General features: G+C 57.5%; 20 protein-coding genes. 10 read left to right on the top strand and 10 right to left on the bottom strand.

Translation table 11 applies throughout. From position 1 onward, the window contains the following. Window positions 1–56: 56 nt before the first annotated feature. Both KHQ24_RS19005 and KHQ24_RS19000 read right to left on the bottom strand, forming a co-directional pair. A complete protein-coding gene (locus KHQ24_RS19005; protein ID WP_004201933.1) occupies window positions 57–1,121 on the bottom strand; it encodes an AI-2E family transporter in 1,065 nt (354 codons plus the stop codon). 54 nt (window positions 1,122–1,175) lie between these two features. Further along, the gene (locus tag KHQ24_RS19000; protein ID WP_032425793.1) at window positions 1,176–1,292 is read right to left on the bottom strand and encodes a hypothetical protein; all 117 of its coding nucleotides are present in this window, start codon (window positions 1,290–1,292) and stop codon (window positions 1,176–1,178) included. A 51-nt stretch (window positions 1,293–1,343) separates the two neighbouring features. Here KHQ24_RS19000 and bepA point away from each other — a divergent pair, with 51 nt between their 5' ends. The 3 genes from bepA to KHQ24_RS18985 all read left to right on the top strand — a co-directional run bounded on the left by bepA (window position 1,344) and on the right by KHQ24_RS18985 (window position 4,214). After that, window positions 1,344–2,807, top strand: coding sequence for a beta-barrel assembly-enhancing protease (bepA, locus tag KHQ24_RS18995; protein WP_004201932.1), 1,464 nt, complete (start codon window positions 1,344–1,346; stop codon window positions 2,805–2,807). Between the two features lie 9 nt (window positions 2,808–2,816). Continuing rightward, window positions 2,817–3,176 (top strand): arsenate reductase (glutaredoxin), encoded by a 360-nt coding sequence (gene arsC, locus KHQ24_RS18990; protein WP_004201931.1) that lies wholly within the window; start codon window positions 2,817–2,819, stop codon window positions 3,174–3,176. 126 nt (window positions 3,177–3,302) lie between these two features. Beyond that, the gene (locus tag KHQ24_RS18985; protein ID WP_211777413.1) at window positions 3,303–4,214 is read left to right on the top strand and encodes an Rpn family recombination-promoting nuclease/putative transposase; all 912 of its coding nucleotides are present in this window, start codon (window positions 3,303–3,305) and stop codon (window positions 4,212–4,214) included. Here KHQ24_RS18985 and KHQ24_RS18980 read toward each other — a convergent pair. The 5 genes from KHQ24_RS18980 to bglK all read right to left on the bottom strand — a co-directional run bounded on the left by KHQ24_RS18980 (window position 4,211) and on the right by bglK (window position 9,570). Beyond that, on the bottom strand, window positions 4,211–4,912 hold the full coding sequence (locus KHQ24_RS18980; RefSeq protein WP_020947395.1) for a DnaA inactivator Hda: 702 nt from the start codon (window positions 4,910–4,912) through the stop codon (window positions 4,211–4,213). The two genes, KHQ24_RS18985 and KHQ24_RS18980, sit on opposite strands and share 4 nt — an antisense overlap. A gap of 98 nt (window positions 4,913–5,010) precedes the next feature. Next, a complete protein-coding gene (gene uraA / locus KHQ24_RS18975) occupies window positions 5,011–6,297 on the bottom strand; it encodes a uracil permease (RefSeq protein ID WP_017900445.1) in 1,287 nt (428 codons plus the stop codon). 86 nt (window positions 6,298–6,383) lie between these two features. Next, window positions 6,384–7,010 carry a uracil phosphoribosyltransferase gene (gene upp / locus KHQ24_RS18970; protein ID WP_004201927.1) on the bottom strand — a complete coding sequence of 209 codons (627 nt, stop codon included), beginning with the start codon at window positions 7,008–7,010 and terminating at the stop codon, window positions 6,384–6,386. Between the two features lie 226 nt (window positions 7,011–7,236). Then, window positions 7,237–8,667, bottom strand: coding sequence for a 6-phospho-beta-glucosidase (locus KHQ24_RS18965; protein ID WP_131076363.1), 1,431 nt, complete (start codon window positions 8,665–8,667; stop codon window positions 7,237–7,239). A 9-nt stretch (window positions 8,668–8,676) separates the two neighbouring features. Next, window positions 8,677–9,570, bottom strand: coding sequence for a beta-glucoside kinase BglK (gene bglK / locus KHQ24_RS18960; protein ID WP_017900443.1), 894 nt, complete (start codon window positions 9,568–9,570; stop codon window positions 8,677–8,679). 263 nt (window positions 9,571–9,833) lie between these two features. Here bglK and purM point away from each other — a divergent pair, with 263 nt between their 5' ends. After that, complete coding sequence (gene purM, locus KHQ24_RS18955) at window positions 9,834–10,871, top strand: phosphoribosylformylglycinamidine cyclo-ligase (RefSeq protein WP_004201922.1); 1,038 nt, start codon at window positions 9,834–9,836, stop codon at window positions 10,869–10,871. Then, a complete protein-coding gene (purN, locus tag KHQ24_RS18950) occupies window positions 10,868–11,509 on the top strand; it encodes a phosphoribosylglycinamide formyltransferase (RefSeq protein WP_004201920.1) in 642 nt (213 codons plus the stop codon). Before purM ends, purN begins: the two co-directional genes overlap by 4 nt. A gap of 50 nt (window positions 11,510–11,559) precedes the next feature. On the opposite strand, the gene KHQ24_RS18945 is transcribed toward purN, so the two are convergent. Beyond that, entirely contained in the window at window positions 11,560–12,900 is a 1,341-nt protein-coding gene (locus KHQ24_RS18945) for a glycoside hydrolase family 28 protein (RefSeq protein WP_117984857.1), read from the bottom strand. A gap of 419 nt (window positions 12,901–13,319) precedes the next feature. Between KHQ24_RS18945 and KHQ24_RS18940 the strand changes: the two genes are divergently transcribed. Next, window positions 13,320–14,768 carry an MFS transporter gene (locus tag KHQ24_RS18940; protein WP_094311765.1) on the top strand — a complete coding sequence of 483 codons (1,449 nt, stop codon included), beginning with the start codon at window positions 13,320–13,322 and terminating at the stop codon, window positions 14,766–14,768. Further along, complete coding sequence (locus tag KHQ24_RS18935; RefSeq protein WP_023318864.1) at window positions 14,743–15,840, top strand: glycoside hydrolase family 88/105 protein; 1,098 nt, start codon at window positions 14,743–14,745, stop codon at window positions 15,838–15,840. The genes KHQ24_RS18940 and KHQ24_RS18935 overlap by 26 nt, the downstream gene beginning before the upstream one ends. 5 nt (window positions 15,841–15,845) lie before the next feature. Here the strand turns inward: KHQ24_RS18935 and KHQ24_RS18930 are convergent, their stop codons facing one another. Beyond that, window positions 15,846–17,513 carry a hypothetical protein gene (locus KHQ24_RS18930; RefSeq protein WP_032456485.1) on the bottom strand — a complete coding sequence of 556 codons (1,668 nt, stop codon included), beginning with the start codon at window positions 17,511–17,513 and terminating at the stop codon, window positions 15,846–15,848. Window positions 17,514–17,690: 177 nt separating this feature from the next. On the opposite strand from KHQ24_RS18930, the gene ppk1 reads away from it, so the two are divergent. Both ppk1 and ppx read left to right on the top strand, forming a co-directional pair. Continuing rightward, a complete protein-coding gene (gene ppk1, locus KHQ24_RS18925) occupies window positions 17,691–19,751 on the top strand; it encodes a polyphosphate kinase 1 (RefSeq protein WP_002913838.1) in 2,061 nt (686 codons plus the stop codon). Between the two features lie 3 nt (window positions 19,752–19,754). After that, window positions 19,755–21,287 (top strand): exopolyphosphatase, encoded by a 1,533-nt coding sequence (ppx, locus tag KHQ24_RS18920; protein WP_211777412.1) that lies wholly within the window; start codon window positions 19,755–19,757, stop codon window positions 21,285–21,287. Window positions 21,288–21,343: 56 nt separating this feature from the next. Here ppx and KHQ24_RS18915 read toward each other — a convergent pair whose 3' ends face one another. Next, window positions 21,344–23,572 (bottom strand): EAL domain-containing protein, encoded by a 2,229-nt coding sequence (locus KHQ24_RS18915; RefSeq protein WP_211777411.1) that lies wholly within the window; start codon window positions 23,570–23,572, stop codon window positions 21,344–21,346. A gap of 370 nt (window positions 23,573–23,942) precedes the next feature. On the opposite strand from KHQ24_RS18915, the gene KHQ24_RS18910 reads away from it, so the two are divergent. Continuing rightward, window positions 23,943–24,116, top strand: a complete 174-nt coding sequence (locus KHQ24_RS18910) for a YfgG family protein (RefSeq protein WP_017900441.1) — start codon at window positions 23,943–23,945, stop codon at window positions 24,114–24,116. Window positions 24,117–24,199 lie beyond the last annotated feature (83 nt).

Genomic DNA, 24,199 nt, shown 5'->3' with positions numbered 1-24,199 from the left:
AAGCAAGACGCCGGGTGAGAGAACCTCGCCCGGCGTCTTTTTTTATCCTCAATGCCTTAGTCGTCGTCGACCACCAGGCCATCCGGCCAGGCATGCACCACCGCTTTAATCAACGTGGCCAGCGGAATGGCGAAGAAGACGCCCCAGAACCCCCACAAACCGCCAAAGATCACCACCGACAGGATAATCACCAGCGGGTGCAGATTCACCGCTTCCGAGAACAGCACCGGGACCAGCAGATTGCCGTCAAGCCCCTGAATAATCAGATAGACCGCGAACAGACTCCAGAACTCGGTGCCCGCGCCAAACTGAAACAGCGCCACCCCCACCACCGGAATGGTCACCACAAATGCACCAATATAGGGGATCAGCACCGAGAAGCCCACCAGCACCGCCAACAGCAGCGAGTAGTTGAGGCCGAAAAGGATGAAGCCTATCCAGGTGGCGACGCTGACGACAATCATCTCCAGCACCTTACCGCGAATGTAGTTGGTGATTTGCTGGTTCATCTCCTTCCATACCTGCCCGGCCAGGCCGCGGTTGCGCGGCAGCACGCGGCGTACCGCGTTGAGCATCTGCTCTTTATCCTTCAGCAGGAAGAAGACCATCAGCGGCACCAGCACCAGATACACCGCCAGCGTAAGCAGCCCCACCAGCGAGGCGAGAGAATACTTGACCACTGAGTCGCCCACCGTCAGCATCCGGGTGCGCATATTTTCCGCCATCGCATCGATGATGCCGGCATCCATTAACGCCGGATAGCGCCGCGGCAGCGTGGCGGCAAAATCAGAGAGCTTGTTGAGCATGCCCGGCATATCGCGGATAAGGTAGATCCCCTGCTGCCAGGCCACCGGCAGCACCACGAAGGCCAGCAACAGCAGGATGCCCACGAAGAGGATCAGCACCAGCGAGGTCGCCCAGGTGCGCGACAGACCGATGCGCTCCAGGCGCACGGTCGGCCACTCCAGCAAATAGGCCAGCACGATAGCCACCAGTAACGGGGCCAGCAGGCCGCTGAAAAAGAACATGATGCCGAAACCGGCAAGCAAAATAACCAGCAGCGCTATCGCCTCAGGGTCGCTGAATCGACGGCGGTACCACTGCATTAACATCTCGAGCATAAAACCTTCCCTGAAGCGCAAAGCGGCGACAAACGGAGGAATTGTATCGAAATGTCACAAAAAAGACTTCGCTTTTTGATGCGCAGCAGACAAACCCGTCTCCGCCGTGAAGAACCTATTTTCAATGTGTCTAACGCCAGCTAAACTCGCTGGGATGCGGCCAGGGAACATTGCGTCGCACAATCGGTCAAACTGGCACACCCACATTACAGGACAGAGGTTATGTTCAGGCAGTTGAAGAAAACGCTGGTGGCGACCGTGATCGCGTCGCTGACGCTGGGTTCGTTAGGCCCTGCTTTTGCTGACTCCGCAGATACCCTGCCGGACATGGGGACCTCCGCAGGAAGCACGCTGTCGATTGGTCAGGAAATGCAGATGGGGGATTACTACGTCCGCCAGCTGCGCGGCAGCGCGCCGCTGATCAACGACCCTCTGCTGGTGCAATACATCAACGGGCTGGGCATGCGTCTGGTCTCGCATGCGAATTCGGTGCGCACCCCGTTCCACTTCTATTTGATTAATAACGACCAAATCAACGCCTTCGCCTTCTTCGGCGGCAATGTGGTCCTCCACTCGGCCCTGTTCCGCTATTCCGATAATGAGAGCGAACTGGCCTCTGTCATGGCGCACGAAATTTCCCACGTTACGCAGCGGCATCTTGCCCGCGCAATGGAAGATCAGAAGCGCAATGCGCCGCTGACCTGGGTCGGCGCGCTGGGTTCAATTCTGCTGGCGATGGCCAGCCCGCAGGCCGGGATGGCGGCGCTGACCGGGACGCTGGCTGGTACCCAACAGGGCATGATCAGCTTCACCCGCCAGAACGAAGAAGAGGCCGACCGGATTGGTATTCAGGTTCTGCAACGCTCGGGATTCGACCCGCAGGCCATGCCGATGTTTATGGGTAAACTGCTTGATGAGTCGCGCTACTCGACGCGGCCGCCTGAAATGCTGCTCACCCACCCCCTGCCGGAAAGCCGGCTTGCCGATGCTCGTAACCGCGCCAACCAGATGCGCCCGGTTGTCGTGCAGTCCTCAGCGGACTTCTATCTGGCGAAGGCGCGTACCCTCGGAATGTACACCAACGGCGACAATAAGCTAGGCACCGATCTGCTCAACGCCTGGGATAAAGGCAATATCCGCCAGCAGCATGCCGCGCAGTATGGCCGCGCCCTGCTGGCGATGGAAAGCAACAACTTTGACCAGGCGCGCAAAACGCTGCAGCCGCTGCTCAGCGCCGATCCGCAAAATCCCTGGTATCTCGATCTGGCCACCGATATCGACCTCGGGCAGAAGAAAACCGGCGACGCCATCAACCGTCTTAAAAACGCTCGTGAACTGCGCACCAATCCGGTGCTGCAGTTGAACCTGGCCAACGCCCTCCTGCAGGGCGGACAGCCCGGGGAAGCGGCGACCATCCTGAATCGTTATACCTTTACCTATAAAGAGGATGGCAACGGCTGGGACCTGCTGGCTCAGGCGGAAGGCGCCCTGGGCAATCGCGACCAGGAGCTGGCGGCGCGGGCAGAAAGCATGGCGCTGGTCGGCCAGCTGGAACAGGCGATTTCCCTGCTCAGCAGCGCCAGCTCGCAAGTGAAACTCGGTAGTCTGCAGCAGGCCCGCTACGATGCCCGCATCGACCAGCTACGTGAGCTACAGGCCCGCTTCCGCCCCTACCAAAAAATGTAAGGAGACCCCATGACCGACGCGGTAAAAATTTACCATAACCCACGCTGCTCGAAGAGCCGCGAAACGCTGAGCCTGTTGAAGAGCCACGGCATCGATCCTGAGGTGGTGCTTTATCTTGAGACGCCACCGGATGCCGGGACGCTGCGTCAACTGCTGCAGCTGCTGGGTATGGAGAGCCCCCGCGAGCTCATGCGCCAGAAAGAGGATCTGTATAAATCGCTCAATCTTGCCGACCCGGCGCTCAGCGACGCGGCGCTGATACAGGCGATGGTCGCCAATCCTAAGCTTATCGAACGCCCCATTGTCGTTAGCCGCGGCCAGGCGCGTATTGGCCGACCGCCGGAGCAGGTCCTCGAGATCGTAAGCTAACCCACCCGCGCCGCGCTATCGCGGCGCTTTTTTACGTAGCCGATTCCAGATCTTCCACGCCAATACCTCCCGCCCGCCTTGCAGTGCTACTGTTCATCTATCGCTCAATCCACTGGACGGATGAACATGAAAAAACCAACCTCAACGCCTCATGATGCCGTATTTAAGAGCTATCTCTCCCATCCTGATACCGCCCGCGATTTTCTGCGGCTGTACCTGCCCGAGACGCTGCTTAAGGTGTGCGATCTGCATACGCTGCATCTCGAGTCCGGGCATTTTGTCGAAGACGATCTGCGTCCCTTTTACGCCGACATTCTGTATTCCCTGAAAACCACGGCGGGAGACGGCTATATTTATGCGCTTATCGAACACCAGAGCACGCCCGATCGGCATATGGCCTTTCGTCTGATGCGCTACGCCATCGCCGCCATGCAGCGCCACCTTGATGCCGGCCACGATCGGCTGCCGCTGGTGATCCCTGTTCTCTTCTACCACGGTCTGGTGAGCCCCTACCCGTTCTCGCTGCGCTGGCTCGATGAATTCGTCGCTCCGGAGCTGGCCGGCCACCTTTATCACGGGGCGTTTCCGCTGGCGGACATTACCGTCATTCCGGATGACGACATTGCCACCCATCAGCGCATGGCGACGCTGGAGTTACTGCAAAAACATATTCGACAACGCGATCTGGCGCAGCTCCTCGACAAGCTGAGCGAATTATTATTGACTGGTCTGGCGACGGAATCGCAGGTACAAGCCCTGATGCACTATCTGGTGCAGGCAGGCAACGCGCGAGAGCCGATCAAGTTCATTCGCGAGCTGGCGTTACGTACGCCGCAGCACAAGGAGACGTTGATGACAATTGCGGAATATCTGGAACAACAGGGCCTGGCGCAGGGCCTGGCGCAGGGCCGTCAGGAAGGCCGGAAGGAAGAGGCGCAGCGTATCGCCGCCGCTATGCTACACAGTGGCCTGGCGCGCGATCTGGTCGCCCGGTTGACCGGGCTGACGGAGGAGGAACTGACTCCGCAGGCGGACTAGAGTTTAAGGATCTCTTTCACGAAGGGGATCGTCAGCTTGCGCTGAGCGGTAATCGAGGCATGATCCAGCTGATCGAGGGTCATAAACAGCGAGCGCATTTCGCGATCCAGCCGCTTCAGCAGGAAGCGGCAAACGTCCTCCGGCATCTCGAAGCCGCGCAGTCTGGCACGCAGCTGCAGGGCCTGCAGCTTGTCTTCATCCGACAGCGGCTGCAACTTATAGATCTGCCCCCAGTCAAGCCGCGAGGCGAGATCCGGCAGACCAAGATTCAGTTGCCGCGGCGGCCGATCCCCGGTGATCAGCAGACGGGTTTTACCTGATTCCAGGATCCGGTTGTAGAGATTAAAGATGGCCATTTCCCAGGGCTCATCCCCGGCGACGCACTCGATGTTATCGATGCAGACCAGCGCCAGCTGTTCCATCCCCTCCAGCACCTCCGGCACAAACCAGGTGCGTTTATCCAGCGGCACGTAGCCCACGGCATCCCCGCGCTGGGAAAGCTCGGCGCAGGCGGCGTGTAACAGGTGGCTGCGACCCGCCCCTTCACGTGACCAGATATAAATATACCCGCTGTGTTCCTGGCGCAGTACATTCTGGAGGGCAGCAAGTAGGGAAGGATTATCACCCGGCCAGAAACTCGCGAAGGTTTCGTCGTCAGGAAGATACAGTGGCAAAGAGAGCTGTGCCGGTGCGTTCAGATGGACCTCAACATAGGCTTACAGAAAAACGCGAAGAGTTTATCACAGATTTAGGTCCGGAGAGAACCGGGCGGGATCGCCGCCCGGTCAGACGATCGTTATTTAACCTCTTCGCTATCCGCGGCGTCGAGAACCACCTCTTCCGGACGCAGGACGCTGATAAGCTTGAAAATCAGGCTGAGTGCGATACCGACGATGGTGGCCAGCGCCATCCCTTTCAGCTCAGCGGCACCGATGTGCACTTTGGCACCGCTGACGCCGATGATCAGGATCACGGAGGTGAGAATCAGATTCTGCGCCTTGCTGTAATCCACCTTCGATTCAATCAGTACGCGGATCCCTGAGGCGCCGATTACCCCGTACAGCAGCAGCGACACGCCGCCCATCACCGGCACCGGGATGATCTGGATCGCCGCCGCCAGTTTGCCGACGCAGGAGAGCAGAATCGCAATGATCGCCGCGCCACCGATAACCCAGGTACTGTAGACGCGGGTAATCGCCATCACGCCGATATTTTCCCCGTAGGTGGTGTTAGGCGTCGAGCCGAAGAAGCCGGAAACGATCGTCGACAGGCCATTGGCAAACATCGAACGATGCAGGCCCGGGTCGCGGATCAGATCGCGTTTGACGATATTAGCCGTCACCACCAGGTGACCGACGTGCTCGGCAATCACCACCAGCGCAGCGGGCAGAATGGTGAAGATGGCGAACCATTCAAAACGCGGCGTGTAGAAGGTTGGCAGCGCGAACCAGTGCGCTTCGGCGATCGGGGTGGTATCGACCACGCCCATCACAAACGACAGCGCATAGCCCACCAGAACGCCAATCAGGATCGGGATAATCGCCAGGAAGCCGCGGAACAGGACCGAACCAAACACCGTCACCGCCAGGGTCACCATCGAGATAATAATGGTTTTACTGTCCGGCGACTGGCCGTCGGCCGGCAGCAGCCCGGCCATGTTGGCCGCCACGCCCGCCAGCTCCAGACCGATAACCGCCACGATGGCCCCCATCGCCGCCGGGGGGAACATCACATCCAGCCAGCCGGTACCGGCTTTTTTGACAATAAAGGAGACGAGGCAGAACAGCACGCCGCACATAATGAAACCGCCAAGCGCCACTTCATAGCCCAGCGGCAGCAGGAGCAGCACCGGAGAGATAAAGGCGAAACTCGATCCCAGATACGCCGGAATTTTGCCTTTACAGATAAAGAGGTACAGCAGCGTACCAATACCGTTGAACAGCAGCACGGTGGCCGGGTTGATGTGGAACAGGATTGGCACCAGCACCGTTGCGCCAAACATGGCAAACAGGTGCTGCAAACTAAGCGGGATAGTCTGTAAAAGCGGCGGTCTTTCACTCACCCCGATAGCACGGCGCGTCATAGTGTTTTCCTCTGAGATGGTTAGTTATGTGTGTTTTATTCAAAAAAAAGCCGACTCTCAAAGTCGGCTTATTTATCGTTATGCGATTATTTCGTACCAAAGATCTTGTCGCCGGCATCGCCGAGACCGGGAATGATGTACCCGTGCTCGTTCAGTCCCTTATCGACAGAGGCGGTGTACAGCTCAACGTCCGGGTGCGCTTTCTCCAGCGCGGCAATTCCTTCCGGCGCCGCCACTAGTACCAGCACCTTGATGCTGGTGCAGCCGGCGTTTTTCAGCAGATCGATAGTGGCGATCATCGACCCACCGGTGGCCAGCATCGGGTCAACCACCAGCGCCATACGCTCATCGATGTTGGACACCAGCTTCTGGAAGTAAGGTACCGGCTCGAGGGTCTCTTCATTGCGATAAATACCCACCACGCTGATACGCGCGCTCGGCACGTGCTCAAGTACCCCTTCCATCATGCCGAGGCCTGCGCGCAGGATTGGCACGACGGTAATTTTCTTGCCCTTGATCTGCTCAACTTCCACCGGGCCGTTCCAGCCTTCGATGGTCACTTTCTCGGTCGCCAGATCGGCGGTGGCTTCATAAGTCAGTAAGCTGCCCACTTCAGAGGCGAGTTCACGGAAGCGTTTGGTGCTGATGTCGTGCTCGCGCATCAGGCCCAGCTTGTGTTTGACGAGTGGGTGTTTGACTTCCACAATCTTCATTCTCTTTCTCCTCTGAGGGGCAGCCACAAAAAAAATCGCGGGATTATACCGCTTTTTTCGGATTAGGCCATACCCATCTTGCTTGACGTATATCAAGCAAAGTGATTTAGAGACAAAAAAACCGGAGGCGAGGCTCCGGTTTTAGCGCGGGGTTCTGCCGGGCGGCGCTAACGCTTACCCGGACCGCAAACCCCGCCGGCCCGATAAGCGCAGCGCCACGGGGGAATTATAGCTGCTCCCCGTTGCTGGCAATCACCTTCTTATACCAGTCGAACGACTTCTTCTTACTGCGCTCCAGCGTGCCGTTGCCTTCATTATCTTTATCCACGTAGATAAAGCCGTAGCGTTTTTTCATCTCCCCCGTTCCGGCGGAAACCAGATCGATACAGCCCCACGGGGTATAACCCATCAGATCGACGCCATCCTCGACCACCGCCTTTTTCATCTCCGCTATATGCGCGGAGAGATAATCGATACGGTACTGGTCATCCACGGTGCCGTCCGCTTCACGAACATCGATCGCGCCAAAACCGTTTTCGACAATAAACAGCGGTAGCTGATAGTGATCCCAGAACCAGTTCAGAGAATAGCGCAGGCCGACCGGGTCAATCTGCCAGCCCCAGTCCGACTTTTTCACGTACGGGTTGGAGACCAGGCTGGTGGTTTCATCATAATCGAGCAAGGGGTTGTCTTCGGTGGCTTTGGTGGCGAAGGACATATAGTAGCTAAAGCCGATGTAGTCGACACAGCCTTCGTTTAACGCCTGACGATCGGCTTCGGTGATGTCCAGGCTAAAGCCGCGGCGGGCAAAATAGTTGAGCAGATGCTGCGGATAGCGGCCGCGCACGTGGACATCGGTGAACCAGTACCGACGGTGCATGGCGTTCATCGCCATCATCATATCGTCCGGCGCGCAGGTCAGCGGATAGATAGGGCACATGGCGATCATGCAGCCTATCTGCAGAGCAGGGTTGATCTCGCGCGCCGCTTTCACCGCCAGGGCGCTGGCCACCAGCTCATAATGTGCGGCCTGGTACATTACCGGTTCCCGATCTTCACCCGGTAAATACTTCAGACCGGAGTTGGTGAAAGGGGCAAAGTCCTCATGGTAGTTAGCCTGGTTGTTGATCTCGTTGAAGGTCATCCAGTACTTCACTTTATGCTGATAGCGGGTGAAGACGCCCCTGGCGAAGCGCACGAAAAAGTCGATCAGCTTGCGGTTACGCCAGCCGCCGTACTCGGTGACCAGGTGATAGGGCATTTCAAAATGCGACAGCGTAATGACCGGTTCAATACCGTGTTTCAGACATTCGTCGAACAGATCGTCATAAAACTGCAGGCCAGCCTCGTTCGGCTCCTGTTCATCGCCCTGCGGGAAAATACGCGTCCAGGCAATCGAGGTGCGGAAACATTTGAAGCCCATTTCGGCAAACAGCGCCAGGTCCTGCGGGTAGCGATGATAAAAATCGATCGCCTCATGGTTCGGGTAGTTTTTCCCCGCCACCACGCCGTCGGTGATTTCCCGCGGCACGCCGTGGGCGCCGGCGGTCATCACATCCGCCACGCTGACCCCCTTGCCCCCCTCCTGCCAGCCGCCCTCTAACTGATGCGCCGCCACCGCGCCGCCCCACAGAAAACCTTCTTTAAATCCGGACATAGTCTCTCCCTAAGGTCGATCGTCGCCAGGCGAACGATAGTGCTGATTGAAATGGTAAACCGCGCCAATCAGGCCGGCATCGTTGCCGTGACTGACGGTATCGAGATAGTCGGCAATGCCGAACCAGGCCAGATGCTGGCGCAGCAGCGTCAGAAATCCAGGACGTTCCACAACGCCGCCGCCGATAAAAATGGTCTGCGGATCGAAGATATTGACGAGGTTATAAAGGCCATGGCCCAGGCCATTGAAGAACTCGGCGACCAGACGCTGGCAAACCGGGTCGCCGGCGTCATAGCGGTCAAAAATCATTTCGCCAGTGACGCTATCCAGCGGCGCGCCAATATGTTCTGCATAGCGATAGCGCAGCACCCGCAGGGTGCAGTTTTCATTCATCGAGTAGCGACGGGGATCGCGTCCGCCGGGACGATCGGTAAGCATATAGCCGAACTCGCCGGCGCGAAAACGCGCCCCGTGGATCAGCTGATGTTGGCAAAAAATCGCTCCACCGATGCCAGTGCCGATAGTGAGCACCAGAAAATTGGCCATCTCCGCCGCTTTACCCTGCCAGCGCTCGGCAAGCAGCACACAGTTGGCGTCGTTTTCCACCGAGACCGGCAGCCCGGTTCGCGTCTCGAGCCATGATTTCATGGCGAAGTTATCAAAGCGACGGATAGCGCCGCCCATGGTGATAAATCCGCTGTGCGGATCGACATAGCCCGGCGCGCTGATGGCAATGCCTTCGCATGACGGGTGGGCCGCCAGCCACGACAGCATGGTCTGTAAGATATGATCGCCATCGCTGTCATTGATTGACTGCTTCGCGGTTTCCAGCAGCCTTCCGTCGCGGGTCATGACGCCCATCTTTAACGCGGTGCCACCGATATCAAATGCCGCAATCTTCATTCATCCCTCCCCTGTCGAACATAAATCACCGGTAATCCATAAGGCGATCAATCACAGAAACCGGTTTCAGTAATATGATGGGGATTACCTGACACTGAGGCAAGCACAAGGCTGTACCCGGTTTCATTTTCGTGAGCAGTATCAAATTTGACCATCCGCCAACGGTTTTACGCCGACTGTAAAGCAGGCTCGCAAACGTTTGCTTTCCCTGTTAGAATTGCGCCGATTTTTCTTGCTTACCGCAAACGCGTGGAGACTTCGCAGTGACCGACAAAACCTCTCTCAGCTATAAAGATGCCGGCGTGGATATTGATGCAGGCAACGCTCTCGTCGACCGTATTAAGGGCGTGGTGAAGAAAACCCGTCGCCCGGAAGTGATGGGTGGACTGGGCGGATTCGGCGCGCTGTGCGCACTGCCGCAGAAATACCGCGAGCCGGTACTGGTCTCCGGCACCGACGGCGTCGGTACCAAGCTGCGTCTGGCAATGGATCTGAAGCGTCACGACACCATCGGCATCGACCTGGTCGCCATGTGCGTGAACGACCTGGTGGTTCAGGGCGCTGAACCGCTGTTTTTCCTTGATTACTACGCCACCGGTAAACTGGACGTCGATACCGCAGCCAGCGTCATCAACGGCATCGCCGAAGGCTGCCTGCAGTCCGGTTGCGCGCTGGTGGGCGGTGAGACCGCAGAGATGCCGGGGATGTACCACGGCGAAGATTACGACGTGGCGGGTTTTTGCGTCGGGGTGGTGGAAAAATCAGAAATCATCGACGGCAGCAAAGTCGCTGACGGCGATGTGCTGGTGGCGCTGGCCTCCAGCGGCCCGCACTCTAACGGCTATTCGCTGGTGCGTAAGATTATTGAAGTTAGCGGCGTTGACCCACAGACCACCGACCTTGACGGCAAACCGCTGGCCGACCATCTGCTGGCGCCGACCCGCATCTATGTGAAATCGGTTCTCGACCTTATTGCCAGCGTTGACGTCCACGCCATCGCCCATCTGACCGGCGGCGGCTTCTGGGAAAACATCCCGCGCGTACTGCCGGACAACACCCAGGCGGTGATTGATGAGTCTTCCTGGCAGTGGCCGTCCGTTTTCAACTGGCTGCAAACCGCCGGTAACGTCAGCCAGCATGAGATGTACCGTACCTTTAACTGCGGCGTGGGGATGGTTATCGCCCTGCCGGCAGCAGAAGCAGACAAGGCCATTGCCCTGCTGAACGAGAAAGGTGAAAACGCGTGGAAAATCGGGTATATCAAAGCCTCCGATTCCGAACAGCGTGTGGTCATTGCATGAAAAACATTGTGGTGCTGATTTCCGGTAGCGGCAGTAATTTGCAGGCGATCATCGACGCCTGTGGCCGGAAACAGATAAACGGCACCCTGCGTGCGGTATTCAGTAACAAGGCCGATGCGTTCGGCCTTGAGCGCGCGCGCGCGGCCGGGATCCCGGCCCACGCGCTGGCGCAAAGTCAGTTTGCCGACCGGGAAGCGTTCGATCGTCAGCTGATGCATGAAATTGACGCCTACGCCCCGGATCTGGTGGTGCTGGCGGGCTATATGCGTATCCTTAGCCCGGCCTTTGTCAGCCACTATCAGGGACGACTGCTGAACATCCACCCTTCGTTACTGCCGAAGTATCCTGGCCTGCATACCCATCGCCAGGTGTTGGAAAACGGTGACGAGGAGCATGGGACCTCGGTGCACTTCGTCACCGATGAGCTGGATGGCGGTCCGGTTATCCTGCAGGCCAAAGTGCCGGTCTTTGCTGGCGACAGCGAGGAAGAGGTCACGGCGCGGGTACAGACCCAGGAACATGCCATTTATCCGCTGGTGATCAGCTGGTTCGTCGAGGGGCGTCTGCGCATGGTGGGCAACCACGCCTGGCTGGATGAACGACAGCTTCCCCCCCAGGGCTATGCCGCTGAAGAATAAGCACGTCTCGCCCCGGTCATTGCCGGGGCTACTTTCTCACTTCTCCCCGGTTATTTATCTGTGTTTTCCAGGCAAAGTGCGTTGTGGTTCCACCCCGCAGGCAATGGCGTCGGCCGCTGGTAATCAAACTCACGTAGCGTCAGGTCAGTCACGCCGTTGGCATACATCACCGGCAGCCCTCCCGGGTAAGGCTCAACCCCCCAGGCACGGCCGCTGTGCGGATTCAGACACCAGGCATTATCCATGCCCATGCCGGTTGGCGACTGCGGGTTACACGGCGGACGCACATCATAAAGTCCCTGCTCCGCCTGTGGATTAAGCTTCTGGTGGAGCTGGATGCCGTCAAAAAGAATGCGCTGGATCAGGCCCGCTGGTTCACTATGCAAATTAATCGCCCCTTCACACTCCCCGACCAGACCGCGAAACTGGATCCGAGTGATGGCGCCGGGGGCGATAGCCGGATCGCGATGGCGTGCGGAAAGAAAAACCGGATCCGCCTCCCCCCAGTGACAGGCTGGCGCGCTCACGCAAACAAACGCTATGTTGCTGAAGATCATCCGCCGCAGCTGGCCGCCGTCGCGGGATAGCAAGCCGATCCCGCGATTGGAATCAAAGATGGTGCAGTTGCTGACCAGCACATCTTCAATATCCTGCCAGGTTTCCGTACCGACTTTTAAGGCGCAGCTTTTCGACCGCAGCGTACAGTTCACGATCGTAACCTGACGCAGCGGACGCTGAATATGCGCAGGCTTGGCCGTGGTTTTCAGACAGATAGCGTCATCGGCGGCGCTGAAATAGCAGTTGGCGATATGCACCTGCTGGCAGCTGTCGATATCCAGCGCGTCGGTATTGGCCATCGTCAAATCGTTATCCACGGTAATCCCGTCAATCGTCACGCCGATACACGAGACCAGATGTATGGTCCACATCGGCGCATGGCGCACGGTAATATTTTCCAGTCGCACGCCGCGGCAGTTCTCCAGCAAAATGATGCGCGGCCGCCGCTCGACGGGCTGGCGGTACCCCATGGCATCGACATCCCGGGAAAACCAGCCGTCGGCGCTACCGTAGATTTCACCGCCGCCACAGATACTCACATTTTGCGCATCGAGAGCATAAAGAAAGGCCCGGTGGGAGCACTCTGCCTGGCTCAGCGCGACCGCTTGGGTAAAATCATCGCCGTTTTCGCTGACGATCAGCTTGGCGCCCGGCGACAGCCACAGGCAGGTATTTGACCCTATCCGCAAGCCGCCGAGCGCGTACCTGCCGTGATCGACCACCAGCGTACCTCCTCCGGCCTCCGCCAGCTCGTCCAGCGCCTGTTGAAAGAGAGCGGTATCGGGAGTGACGCCATCCGCGTGGGGATGGCGCTGAGAAAGATGAATATTCATAGCGTATCCTGAAAATCAAACAGGCAGCTATCACACCATCTCCTGCCCGACCAGCGTAGGGGAGAAACTGCCCGCGGGGCAATATCTGCGCAGCATTTCACATTCACCAGGTCCGTCCGGGATAAAATGTGATGGATAACGCAAATCCTGCGCGGCCAACCGCGAAAAGCGTACTCTCCACACAGTTCCCGCCCGCGGCCATCGCGTCAGCCGTGAGCCATATCACGGGATTTATTTCATTTCATCGCCATTTGGCAGGCTGCTCGCAGAACGGCGCAAAATCCCCGTATCCGGCATTTTCGCCCCCGCCCCCCTCTTTTACTGTGCAACCTCGCTTTCCTTACCAAAGAGATACGCTTATGACGAGGACAGTAACCCCAACGCGAGAAGTCAAAACCCGCAATATCCTCTGCTGGGGGATGGGTGATATTTTCGGTAGCGGCGCGATGACCATTACCGGCCTGTGGCTGCTCTACTTCTATATTGAGGTCGCCGGGCTCTCCCCCGCCGCCGCCGCCTCCATTTTCGCCATCGCCAAAATCTGGGATGGGATCACCGATCCGGTGATGGGCTACATCACTGACAACATCCGCACCCGCTGGGGACGCCGGCGGATTTTCTTTATTCTCGGCGCGCCGATGTCGCTCTGTTTCGCCCTGATGTGGGTGAGCGGTTTCGGTTACGCCTGGTACCTCGGCACTTATTTACTTTTCAGCACCGTGTTTACGCTACTGATGGTGCCTTACGATACACTGCCGGCAGAAATGACCTCGCGCTACGATCTGCGCTCTAAGATGTCGGGCGCGAGGATGCTGTTCGCGCAGGCGACGGCCTTTCTCGCCGCGCTGATCCCCGGGCAAATCATGGCTCACGTCGCCGACCAATCGCAGGCATTTCTCTATATCGGCATCGTCTTCGCCCTGCTCTTCGCCCTGCCGTGGATTTTTGTCTGGCGCGGCACCTGGGAGCGCGACGCTCTTCCGCCACCGCAGGCCCGCCAGGGGTTGCTTAAAACCCTGGGGTCGTTATACCGGGAGATGGCTTCAACGTTTCATCTGCGCACTTTCCGCATTCATATCATGATGTACGTCGGCGGCGCGGTGGCGTTGGATATTTTCGGCTCGCTGTTTATGCATTACATGACCTATGTATTGCGCGTCGGGACCTCCCTGGCATCGCAGGCGATGAGCCTGATGACGCTGTTTCAGTTCTTCGCCATCCCGTTCTTCACCTTGCTGTGCATTCGCGTTGGCAACGGCAATGCCTATAAGCTGGCCATTGCGCTGATCCTCTGCGCTTTGCTGTGGTTCAGCCAGCTTAGCGCCGGCTTTAGCCATCTCTCCTGGCTGCTGCTCGGCGGTGCGGTGGTAATGGGCGTCGCCCGCGGGGGAACCTATCTCATTCCGTGGAACGTCTATAACTTTCTGCCGGATGTCGATGAGGCCTATACCGGCGTGCGCCGCGAGGGAATTTACGCCGGCGTGATGATGCTGACGCGCAAGTTCTCCCAGGCGCTGGCGCTGTTTATCGTCGGACTGGCGCTGGAGGCGTTTGGCTTCACCAAGGGCGCTGAAGCGCAGAACGCCGCCGCCCTTAACGGCATCTGGTGGGTTTTCCTGGTGGGCCCCGGCCTGCTGGCGATCCTGGCCATGTATGGCGCATTTCGTTTCCGCTTAAGCCAGCCGCGCCATCAAATTCTGATTAACGAGCTGGAGCGCCTGCGCGCTGGCGGCCATCCGCAGGATGCCAGCCCGCAGACGCGAGAAACTATTGAACTACTAACCGGTCATCCGCACCGCAATGCCCGCTGGCAACACGCCGTCTTACCGCAAGGGAGTGATTATGTCGCAGAAAAGCAACCGTCCTGAACTCCTTCAGCGTATTGAAGCGCTGATCGATAACCTAACCGCCATTAACGATAAGAGCGGCCAGTATCTGCAGCGGCTGGCCGATGGCCGGGTCATTGATACGAAAGGCTGGGAGGGCTGGGAATGGACGCACGGCATCGGTCTGTTCGGACTGTTTCGCTATCAGCAGTTGACCGGTTCCCCCCGCGCCCGTCAGCTGATTGACGACTGGTTCAGCGCCCGCTTCGCCGAGGGAACGCCGGAGAAAAACATCAATACGGCTTGTCCGTTCTTAACGCTGGCGCTGCGCTACCAGCAGGCGCCGCGCAGCGACTGGCGCGCCTACCTCGACTGCTGGGGCGAAGCCATCTATCGCCAGATGCCACGCACCGATGAAGGCTGTCTGCAGCATGTCACCTATGAGAGCGCGCATCAGCAACAAATCTGGGACGATACGCTGATGATGGCGGTATTGCCTCTGGCCATACTGGGCAAAATGTTTGATAAACCGCGCTGGGTGGAAGAGGCCATCTACCAGTTTTTACAGCATCTGCACTATCTCAGCGACCGCCAGAGCGGCCTGTGGTATCACGGCTGGCATTTCGCCGGCCGACACCACTTCGCCGGCGCTCTGTGGGCCCGAGGCAACAGCTGGATAACCCTGGCGATCCCGGAGCTGCTGGAGATGCTCGATCTCGACGAGCATGATGCTGTTTACCGGCAATTGCAAAATACCCTGCAGATACAGGTCGCCGCGCTTGCCCGCTGCCAGAGTGACAACGGTTTGTGGCCAACGCTGCTCAACGACCCCGACAGCTATCTGGAAGCCTCGGCGACCGCCGGGTTTGCCGCCGGCATCTTCAAAGCGATACGCCTCGGCTATCTGGAAGCGGATTATCTGCCGGTGGCCGAGCGCGCGTGCGAAGGAATTATCGACCATATTTCACCACAGGGTGAACTGTTGCAGGTGTCGTTCGGCACCGCGATGGGCCACGACCTTGATCACTATCGTCACATCCCGCTCACCGCCATGCCCTATGGCCAGGCGATGGCGATGCTGTGCCTGGTGGAAGCCCTGCATCGCACGCTGTAAAAGCGTTACCTGAGCGCCGTCAGTTCGGTGCTCAGGCTATCCGCCAGGCTACGCACCCGTCCGGGATCGAACATGACGTAGAACGCCGGCGAGGCGTCGCTCATCTGCTGGCAGAGCGTTTCCATCTCAGACGCGCAACGGTACAGCGCCTGCACATTGATATGGCAGATCTCCCGCATGCTCCAGCTGTTCTCCACCTCGCGGGCGAAATGCAGCGTAAAAAAGGCCTTTTGCGCATGGGTAAACAGCTGGCAATAGAGCGCCAGCCCCTGCCACTCTTCACGCCACTGCCGCTCCAGCGCGGCAGGAAACTCCGCCGTGTGGGCAAACGCCAACGCCTCTTCCCCCAGCCGCTGCGCGCCGCTGGCCACCTCATCCTTTTCCTGCGCGATTTGCGTCAGATTGCTCATCGACTTCTGCGGGTCGTCGCGGGTGAAATGAATATCCTGCGCCGACCCCGGCAGCCAGTGGCTACGCGCCAGCTGACCGTACAGGCTCCACACCGCCTGCCCGTAGCTTTCCGGCAGCTGGCTGTGGCGATGGAAGACGTGGTCGCGCACGTAGATCGCCTGGTAGAGCGTTTGCGCTCCCTGCTCGAGAAGCTGCCGGAACTGCTGCGCCACGTCGTCAGGCGGACACCAGCCGTAGCGCTGCGCCAGCCACTGGTCGAGCAACTGCTGCTGGTTTTTCGCCATCCCGTCCCCCAGCAGCTGGCTGCAGGCGAACAGGTTGCATTCGCTTAAGGTATCGGGGATCCAGTGGTTATCAATACTTTCCCAGCTGGCTTTACAGATAGCGCCGGTGATACGCGGATTCCGGCTTTGGCACCACAGCAGCCGCCCCTGCAGTTCATCGATACGCAGAAACGGCATAACTCCCCAACCAACTTCCTCCCCGGCCAGATCGATATCAACCCACACATCCCGCGTCTGCACCGCCAGCAGCGCCGGGTTATTGGGAAAGGCTGGCCAGAAGCGTTCCGGGGTCAGTTTAATCGATACCGATACCGTCGGCGGCAGCGGTTCAATAGCGTCCAGCACGGTACTGAGATCGTCGTTGCTTGCCGGGAAGACGCGTATTACCAGATGTTTGTTTTGCGCCGCGACGGCCTGGCTCAAGGCGCCAAAACAGCGGCGATACAGCACGAAGCTCTGCGCCGGCTGGCGCCCTTCCCCCGCCTCGCGACGCTGCCTATCCCACTGCGGGCGGGAGATCGGCAACAAGCCGTCAGTGCTGGAAAGGGCGATAATCAAGCCGGTGAGCGCCGGTACGCCCTCGCAGACGGCGCGGACTTTGTCGGTCAACCAACGGCTCCAGAAATCCACATCAAAACGCACACCGCCCGGGTTATCCAGCAGTTCCGGATGCGCTAACAACAGCTCCGTCGGGAAACTGAGCTCTTTCGCCTGCAGATAAAAGCGCAGCCCCAGTTCCCGACAGCGCAGCGCCAGGCGGTTGAGATAGATACAGCGCGCTCGCTGCTGGCTCGACAACCGGTCGTTATAGTCAAACGGCGTGTAGCCCTGCGGCGATACCAGCTTGCCGAACAGCTCCGCCTGGCCGATCACCACGGTATTAAAACCATGTTTTATGGCATATTCCATTAAGCGACAAGCTGACGGCCAGTGCCAGATATCCTGATTATTGAGCTCCAGCGCCCGCGTTTCCCACATCGTTTCGCCCCCCATTTACTCATGATTGAACATAACGTAAGCAAACAAACGCGTCCGCTTTTTCCCGACATCAGGTTGAAAGAAAACTGTCATATTGCTTTGACATAGTTGGACATTCAATGGCAATGCTCGCCATAATGAAACAAGCGACATCAATGATCCGGAGTGTGAGTTGTAATGGGCCAGGAAAAGCTATACATCGAAAAAGAACTCAGCTGGTTATCTTTTAACGAACGCGTGCTGCAGGAAGCGGCGGACAAAAGTAACCCGCTGATTGAGCGCATGCGCTTCTTAGGGATCTACTCCAACAACCTTGATGAGTTTTACAAAGTGCGCTTCGCTGAGCTTAAGCGCCGGATTATTATCAGTGAAGAACAAGGCAGTACCGCCCATTCTCGCCACCTGTTAGGCAAAATCCAGGCCCGCGTTCTGAAGGCCGATCAGGAATTCGATAGTCTGTATAACGAACTGCTGCTGGAGATGGCGCGCAACCAGATCTTCCTGATCAACGAGCGCCAGCTGTCCGTCAATCAGCAGGCCTGGCTGCGCAACTACTTTAAACAGTATTTGCGGCAGCATATCTCGCCGATCCTGATTAACCGCGAAACGGACCTCGTGCAGTTCCTGAAAGATGATTACACCTATCTGGCGGTGGAGATTATCCGCGGGGAGAACATCAACTATGCCCTGCTGGAAATTCCGTCGGATAAGGTCCCGCGCTTCGTAAACCTGCCGCCGGAAGCGCCTCGCCGCCGTAAACCAATGATCCTGCTGGATAACATTCTGCGCTATTGCCTGGACGACATCTTTAAAGGCTTCTTTGATTACGATGCGCTGAACGCCTACTCGATGAAAATGACCCGTGACGCCGAGTACGATCTGGTGCATGAGATGGAGTCGAGCCTGATGGAGCTGATGTCCTCCAGCCTGAAACAGCGCCTGACCGCCGAGCCGGTTCGCTTCGTCTACCAGCGCGATATGCCGGACGCGATGGTCGAAATGCTGCGCGATAAGCTCTCCATCTCCAACTATGACTCAATGCTGCCGGGCGGCCGCTATCACAACTTCAAAGACTTTATCGGCTTCCCGAACGTGGGTAAGGCCAATCTGGTCAATAAACCTATGCCGCGCCTGCGTCATCTGTGGTTTGATAAATTCCGCAACGGCTTCGACGCCATTCGCGAACGCGATGTGCTGCTCTACTACCCCTATCATACTTTTGAGCATGTGCTGGAGCTGCTGCGTCAGGCCTCGTTCGACCCCAGCGTACTGGCGATCAAAATCAACATCTACCGCGTGGCCAAGGATTCGCGCATCATCGACGCGATGATCCACGCCGCCCACAACGGTAAAAAAGTCACCGTAGTGGTGGAGCTGCAGGCGCGTTTTGACGAAGAGGCCAACATTCACTGGGCGAAACGCCTGACGGAAGCGGGCGTCCACGTTATCTTCTCCGCGCCGGGCCTGAAAATCCACGCCAAGCTGTTCCTGATCTCGCGTAAAGAAGGCGATGAGGTCGTGCGCTACGCCCACATCGGCACCGGTAACTTCAACGAGAAGACCGCGCGGATCTATACCGACTATTCGCTGTTAACCGCCGATGCGCGCATTACCAATGAAGTTCGCCGGGTGTTTAACTTTATTGAAAACCCCTACCGCCCGGTCAGCTTCGATTACCTGCTGGTGTCGCCGCAGAACTCGCGTCGTCTGCTGTATGAGATGATCGACCGCGAGATCGCCAATGCGCAGAACGGGCAACCGTCCGGTATTACCCTGAAGCTGAACAACCTGGTGGATAAAGGACTGGTAGACAGACTGTATGCCGCCTCCAGCTCCGGCGTGCCGGTCAACCTGTTAATCCGCGGCATGTGCTCGCTGATCCCCGGTCTGGAAGGCATCAGCGAAAACATTCGCGTCATCAGCATTGTGGACCGCTTCCTCGAGCATGACCGGGTCTATTGTTTTGAAAACGGTGGCGATAAGCAGGTCTGGCTCTCCTCTGCCGACTGGATGACGCGTAATATCGATTATCGCATCGAAGTTGCCGCCCCGCTGCTCGACCCGCGCCTGAAACAGCGGGTGCTGGATATTTTTGATATCTTGTTCAACGATACGGTAAAAGCGCGCTATCTTGATAAAGAACTGAGTAATCGCTATGTGCCGCGCGGCAATCGCCGTAAAGTGCGCGCTCAGATGGCGATTTACGATTATCTCAAATCACTCGAACAACCCGACTAACCTATGCCAATAAACGAAAAAACCCCTCGGCCGCAGGAGTTCGCTGCGGTTGACCTTGGTTCGAACAGTTTTCATATGGTGATCGCCCGTGTCGTCGACGGCGCCATGCAGATCATCGGACGCCTGAAACAGCGCGTACATCTGGCCGATGGCCTCGATGAAAACTCGGTGTTGAGCGAAGAAGCCATCACCCGCGGGCTGAACTGCCTGTCGCTGTTTGCCGAACGCCTGCAGGGGTTCTCCCCTTCCAGCGTCTGCATCGTCGGGACGCATACGCTGCGCCAGGCGACCAATGCGGCAGAGTTTCTTAAACGCGCGGAAAAAGTGATCCCCTACCCGATCGAGATCATCTCCGGTAATGAAGAAGCGCGCCTGATTTTTATGGGCGTGGAGCACACGCAGCCGGAGCGCGGCCGTAAGCTGGTGATTGATATCGGCGGCGGTTCGACCGAGCTGGTCATCGGTGAAGATTTTGAGCCCCGGCTGGTGGAAAGCCGTCGCATGGGCTGCGTGAGTTTCTCCCAGGCCTACTTCCCCGGCGGGACAATCAATAAAGAAAATTTCCAGCGCGCTCGCCTGGCGGCGGTGCAAAAACTGGAAACCCTGGCCTGGCAGTTCCGTATTCAGGGCTGGACCGTGGCGCTGGGCGCCTCCGGTACCATTAAGGCCGCCCAGGAAGTGCTGGTGGCGATGGGCGAGAAGGACGGGTTTATTACGCCGGAGCGCCTCGAAATGCTGGTCAGTGAACTGCTGAAGCATAAAAACTTCGACGCGCTCAGCCTGCCCGGCCTCTCGGAAGATCGTAAAGCGGTCTTTGCCCCGGGGCTGGCCATTCTGTGCGGCGTATTTGACGCGCTAGCCATTAAAGAGCTTCGTCTGTCTGATGGCGCGCTGCGTGAAGGCGTGCTGTACGAAATGGAAGGCCGCTTCCGCCACCAGGATATTCGTAGCCGTACGGCGCAGAGTCTGGCGAATCAGTACAACATCGATCGCGAACAGGCGCGCCGGGTGCTGGAAACCACCACCCTTATGCTGGAGCAGTGGCAAGAGCAGAATCCCAAGCTGGCCAATCCGCACCTGGCGGCGCTGTTGAAGTGGGCGGTGATGCTCCATGAGGTGGGCCTGAATATTAACCACAGCGGCATGCACCGCCACTCGGCCTATATTCTGCAGAACAGCGACCTGCCGGGCTTCAACCAGGAGCAGCAGATGCTGATGGCCACCCTGGTGCGCTATCATCGCAAAGCGATAAAACTCGACGATCTGCCGCGCTTTACGCTGTTCAGGAAAAAGCAGTTTCTGCCGCTGATCCAGCTGCTGCGCCTCGGCGTGCTGCTGAACAACCAGCGTCAGGCCACCACCACGCCGCCGACGCTACGGCTGCAGACGGAAGCTCACCACTGGACGCTGACCTTCCCGCACAACTGGTTTAGCCAGAATGCGCTGGTGCTGCTGGATCTGGAAAAAGAGCAGCAGTACTGGGAAGGTGTGCCGGAGTGGCTGCTGAAAATTGCGGAAGAAGAGCCAGACGCCTGATCGCCCTCTATGGATATCATGCGAGCCGGGCCATCGCGCCCGGCTTTTTTACGGCTTCAGGCGCTCATCCCCTCCGCCAGCTGCGTCAGAGGCACCGGGACGCCAATATCATAGCCCTGCATATAATCGATCCCCAGCGCGATGACCGCCTGGCGTATCTCCGGCGATTCAACATATTCGGCCACCACCTGCATGTTCTTCATCCGCGCCAGACGACAGATTGAATCCACCACCTGGTAATCAAGACTGCTGGCGAGCAGATTGCGAATAAAGCTGCCGTCGATTTTAAGAATATCGACGTTCATCGTTTTTAACCGCGCATAGCTGGCGTAGCCGGTACCAAAATCATCGATAGCTACCCGGCAGCCCAGTGCCCGCAGGTGCTCTAATGTCTGGCAAACTAGCTCGGGGTTGCTGAGCGCATAGTTTTCGGTCAGCTCGAAGATAATCTGCCATGGCTCAATGTTGTAGGCGTGCAGCAGGTTTTCGACCTCCTCGGGAAACTGACTGCGGCTCAACGAGACCGGAGAGAGGTTGATCGCCAGCCGCAGACCGGGCAGCGCCCGCCGGTTGGCATCCATAAAGGCCAGGGTATGCTCAATGACCCACTGATCCACGCGCGTGGACAGCCCAAACTCGTGCGCCACCGGCAGGAACTCGTTGGGCCCCGTCAGTTCGCCCGACTCGCCTTTCATCCTCAACAACACTTCATGGTAGTTGTCGCCGCGAATGCCCTGGATAGGTTGCGCCATCAGGACAAAATGGTCTTGCTCCAGCGCCTTGAGGATGCGGTTCATCATCACCACTTTGTCTTTCAGATCCTGCTGGACATGCCCGGCGCCGCGGCGCTGCAAATTCTCCGGATGGCCGCTGGCCAGCGACATGTCGGCAATCGTGTTCAGCTCGCCAAGCAGCAAATACAGATGCTTCACCGGCGAGCGGACGTTGCAATAGCTCATGCCGATCCGCGGCTGCAGGGGGACCCCGTCCCAGTGAAAACGGAACTGTCGCAGGGAGCGGTCAATTAAGTGAATGCGCGCCTGGTGCCCTTCGCTGTTGAGACGAAACACTAAATCGTGACCGGCAAGATGATATACCGCTTCGTTCGGCTGCAGCAGCGCACGCAGGTGATTCGCCAGCATTTGCTTATACTGAATGCGCAACAGCACCCCGTAGTGGCGGCCCAGCAGCTCAAGCTCAGGAATACGCAAAAAACAGAGCGTCGACCAGCTCGCGCCGTTCAGCGCCCGGCTCAGCGCCCGCAGATTCGGCATATGTACCACCGGGTCGAGGAAGGCCATCTGTCGGACGCGGGCGTAGATCAGCCGCTGCTGTGTTGCCAGCATCGCCGTATAGGCGACAATAAACGAGAACACCAGGTAGCTTGACGAGGTGATCGCCAGCTGAGTGTTATAACTTGGATAAATAGGTAAATAACGGTAATGAAAATGGATCACGGCGATCAGTACCGGCGTCCAGATCAGCGAGATAAAGCGATAGCCAAAACGCATCGCCCCCCACAGCATCACCGGCATCAATAAGGATAATGTATAATTTGTACTAAATATGGTGCTGGTATCATTAAGCGGCATCAATAATAGCCCCAGCAACAGGGTTAATATCGCCGCCCAACTGATGATTTCAATTTTCTTTATTTTTGGATCAATTTGTAAGCGAACCTGAGAAATATACCCGCGCAAATAAAAAGGGTTACGAATTACCCGCAGCAGTAAATAACATAACGGTACACCGGTCAGGCACCCCACCATCAGCGCCTGAAAGGTGATTAACGACCGTAAACTAAACGGCGAGACGCCGGTCATATCCGTTGTGCGCGGATGTAGCCCCAGATACTCGGCGATCTGCGACAAAATCAGAAAAATGACCGAAGGGAGCAGCATTTGCCAGAACAGACGATGCGGCATCAGCCTGACGTTACCGTGCGATACCTGCTGCCGTTGGGGAACAAAGATGCGATATCCGCCCCAGCAGAGCACGCAGGGGATCAGAAAATGGAACAGTACGCCAACGGCCTGCTCCGGCGTCATGCCCCGGGCCAGCGTTAGCAGCAGACCAACGATAATACCGGGGATCGCCGCCCAGCCGAAAAACATCATCAGGCTGAGCACCAGCGCCAGGGGAAGATAATAAAGATAAACCATGTGCCCATTCAGCATGGTATATGTATTCATCCCTCTGGCAAGGGGTAATAATAACACAGGCAGGAGAAGCGGTAAGGCCCACCATTTGTCGCGATATTGTTGATAGTATTTTAATAAATTCATAGGTGCTCTACAGAGAGCCTCTGCTCCTGCGAGGCATATTCAGGCAGGCATCCAACCACCCCATGCTGACCGCATAAGTAATAACGATACGGTAACGTCCGCTGATTTTAGTGGTGAAGAGAATGAGGCTGTTGATGTAAATCAACAAATGCTGACACCAACATTAATAAAACTTATTTTTTCAGCTTTTCGTGGCTAATAAAGAGAGCATGTAAATACGAGGATTATCTTATATAACATTAATTAATGTTTTCACTGCCGCACTTTTACATCTGCATCAATTGACCCCACCTCGTTCCTGTGCCTTAATACCCCCATCGCCCATCTTCGGGTATACTTCAAGGAACCTTTTGTGAGTCAGGCACCCAGTATGCGTAAACGACATCGATTTAACCGTCGCATGACCCGTATCGTACTGCTTATCAGCTTTCTCTTCTTCTTTGGACGCTTTGTCTACTCCTCCATCGGCGCCTGGTATCATCACCAGGATAAAAAAGCGTCGCAGGAGTCAACGCTCACCGTCGAGCCCTCCGCCCGCGAGTAACCCGTTGATCCTGATGCCGGATACGCCACTATCCGCAGGTAGAGACGCCCGTTTCCGAGGCACTATCCCTGACGAGGCATGTT

Origin of the sequence: Klebsiella sp. 54, assembly GCF_018223875.1 — a bacterium.
Taxonomy (GTDB): domain Bacteria; phylum Pseudomonadota; class Gammaproteobacteria; order Enterobacterales; family Enterobacteriaceae; genus Klebsiella; species Klebsiella quasipneumoniae.
Note: the sequence above shows the minus strand (reverse complement) of the source record. Positions and strands in the feature narration are given on the sequence as shown.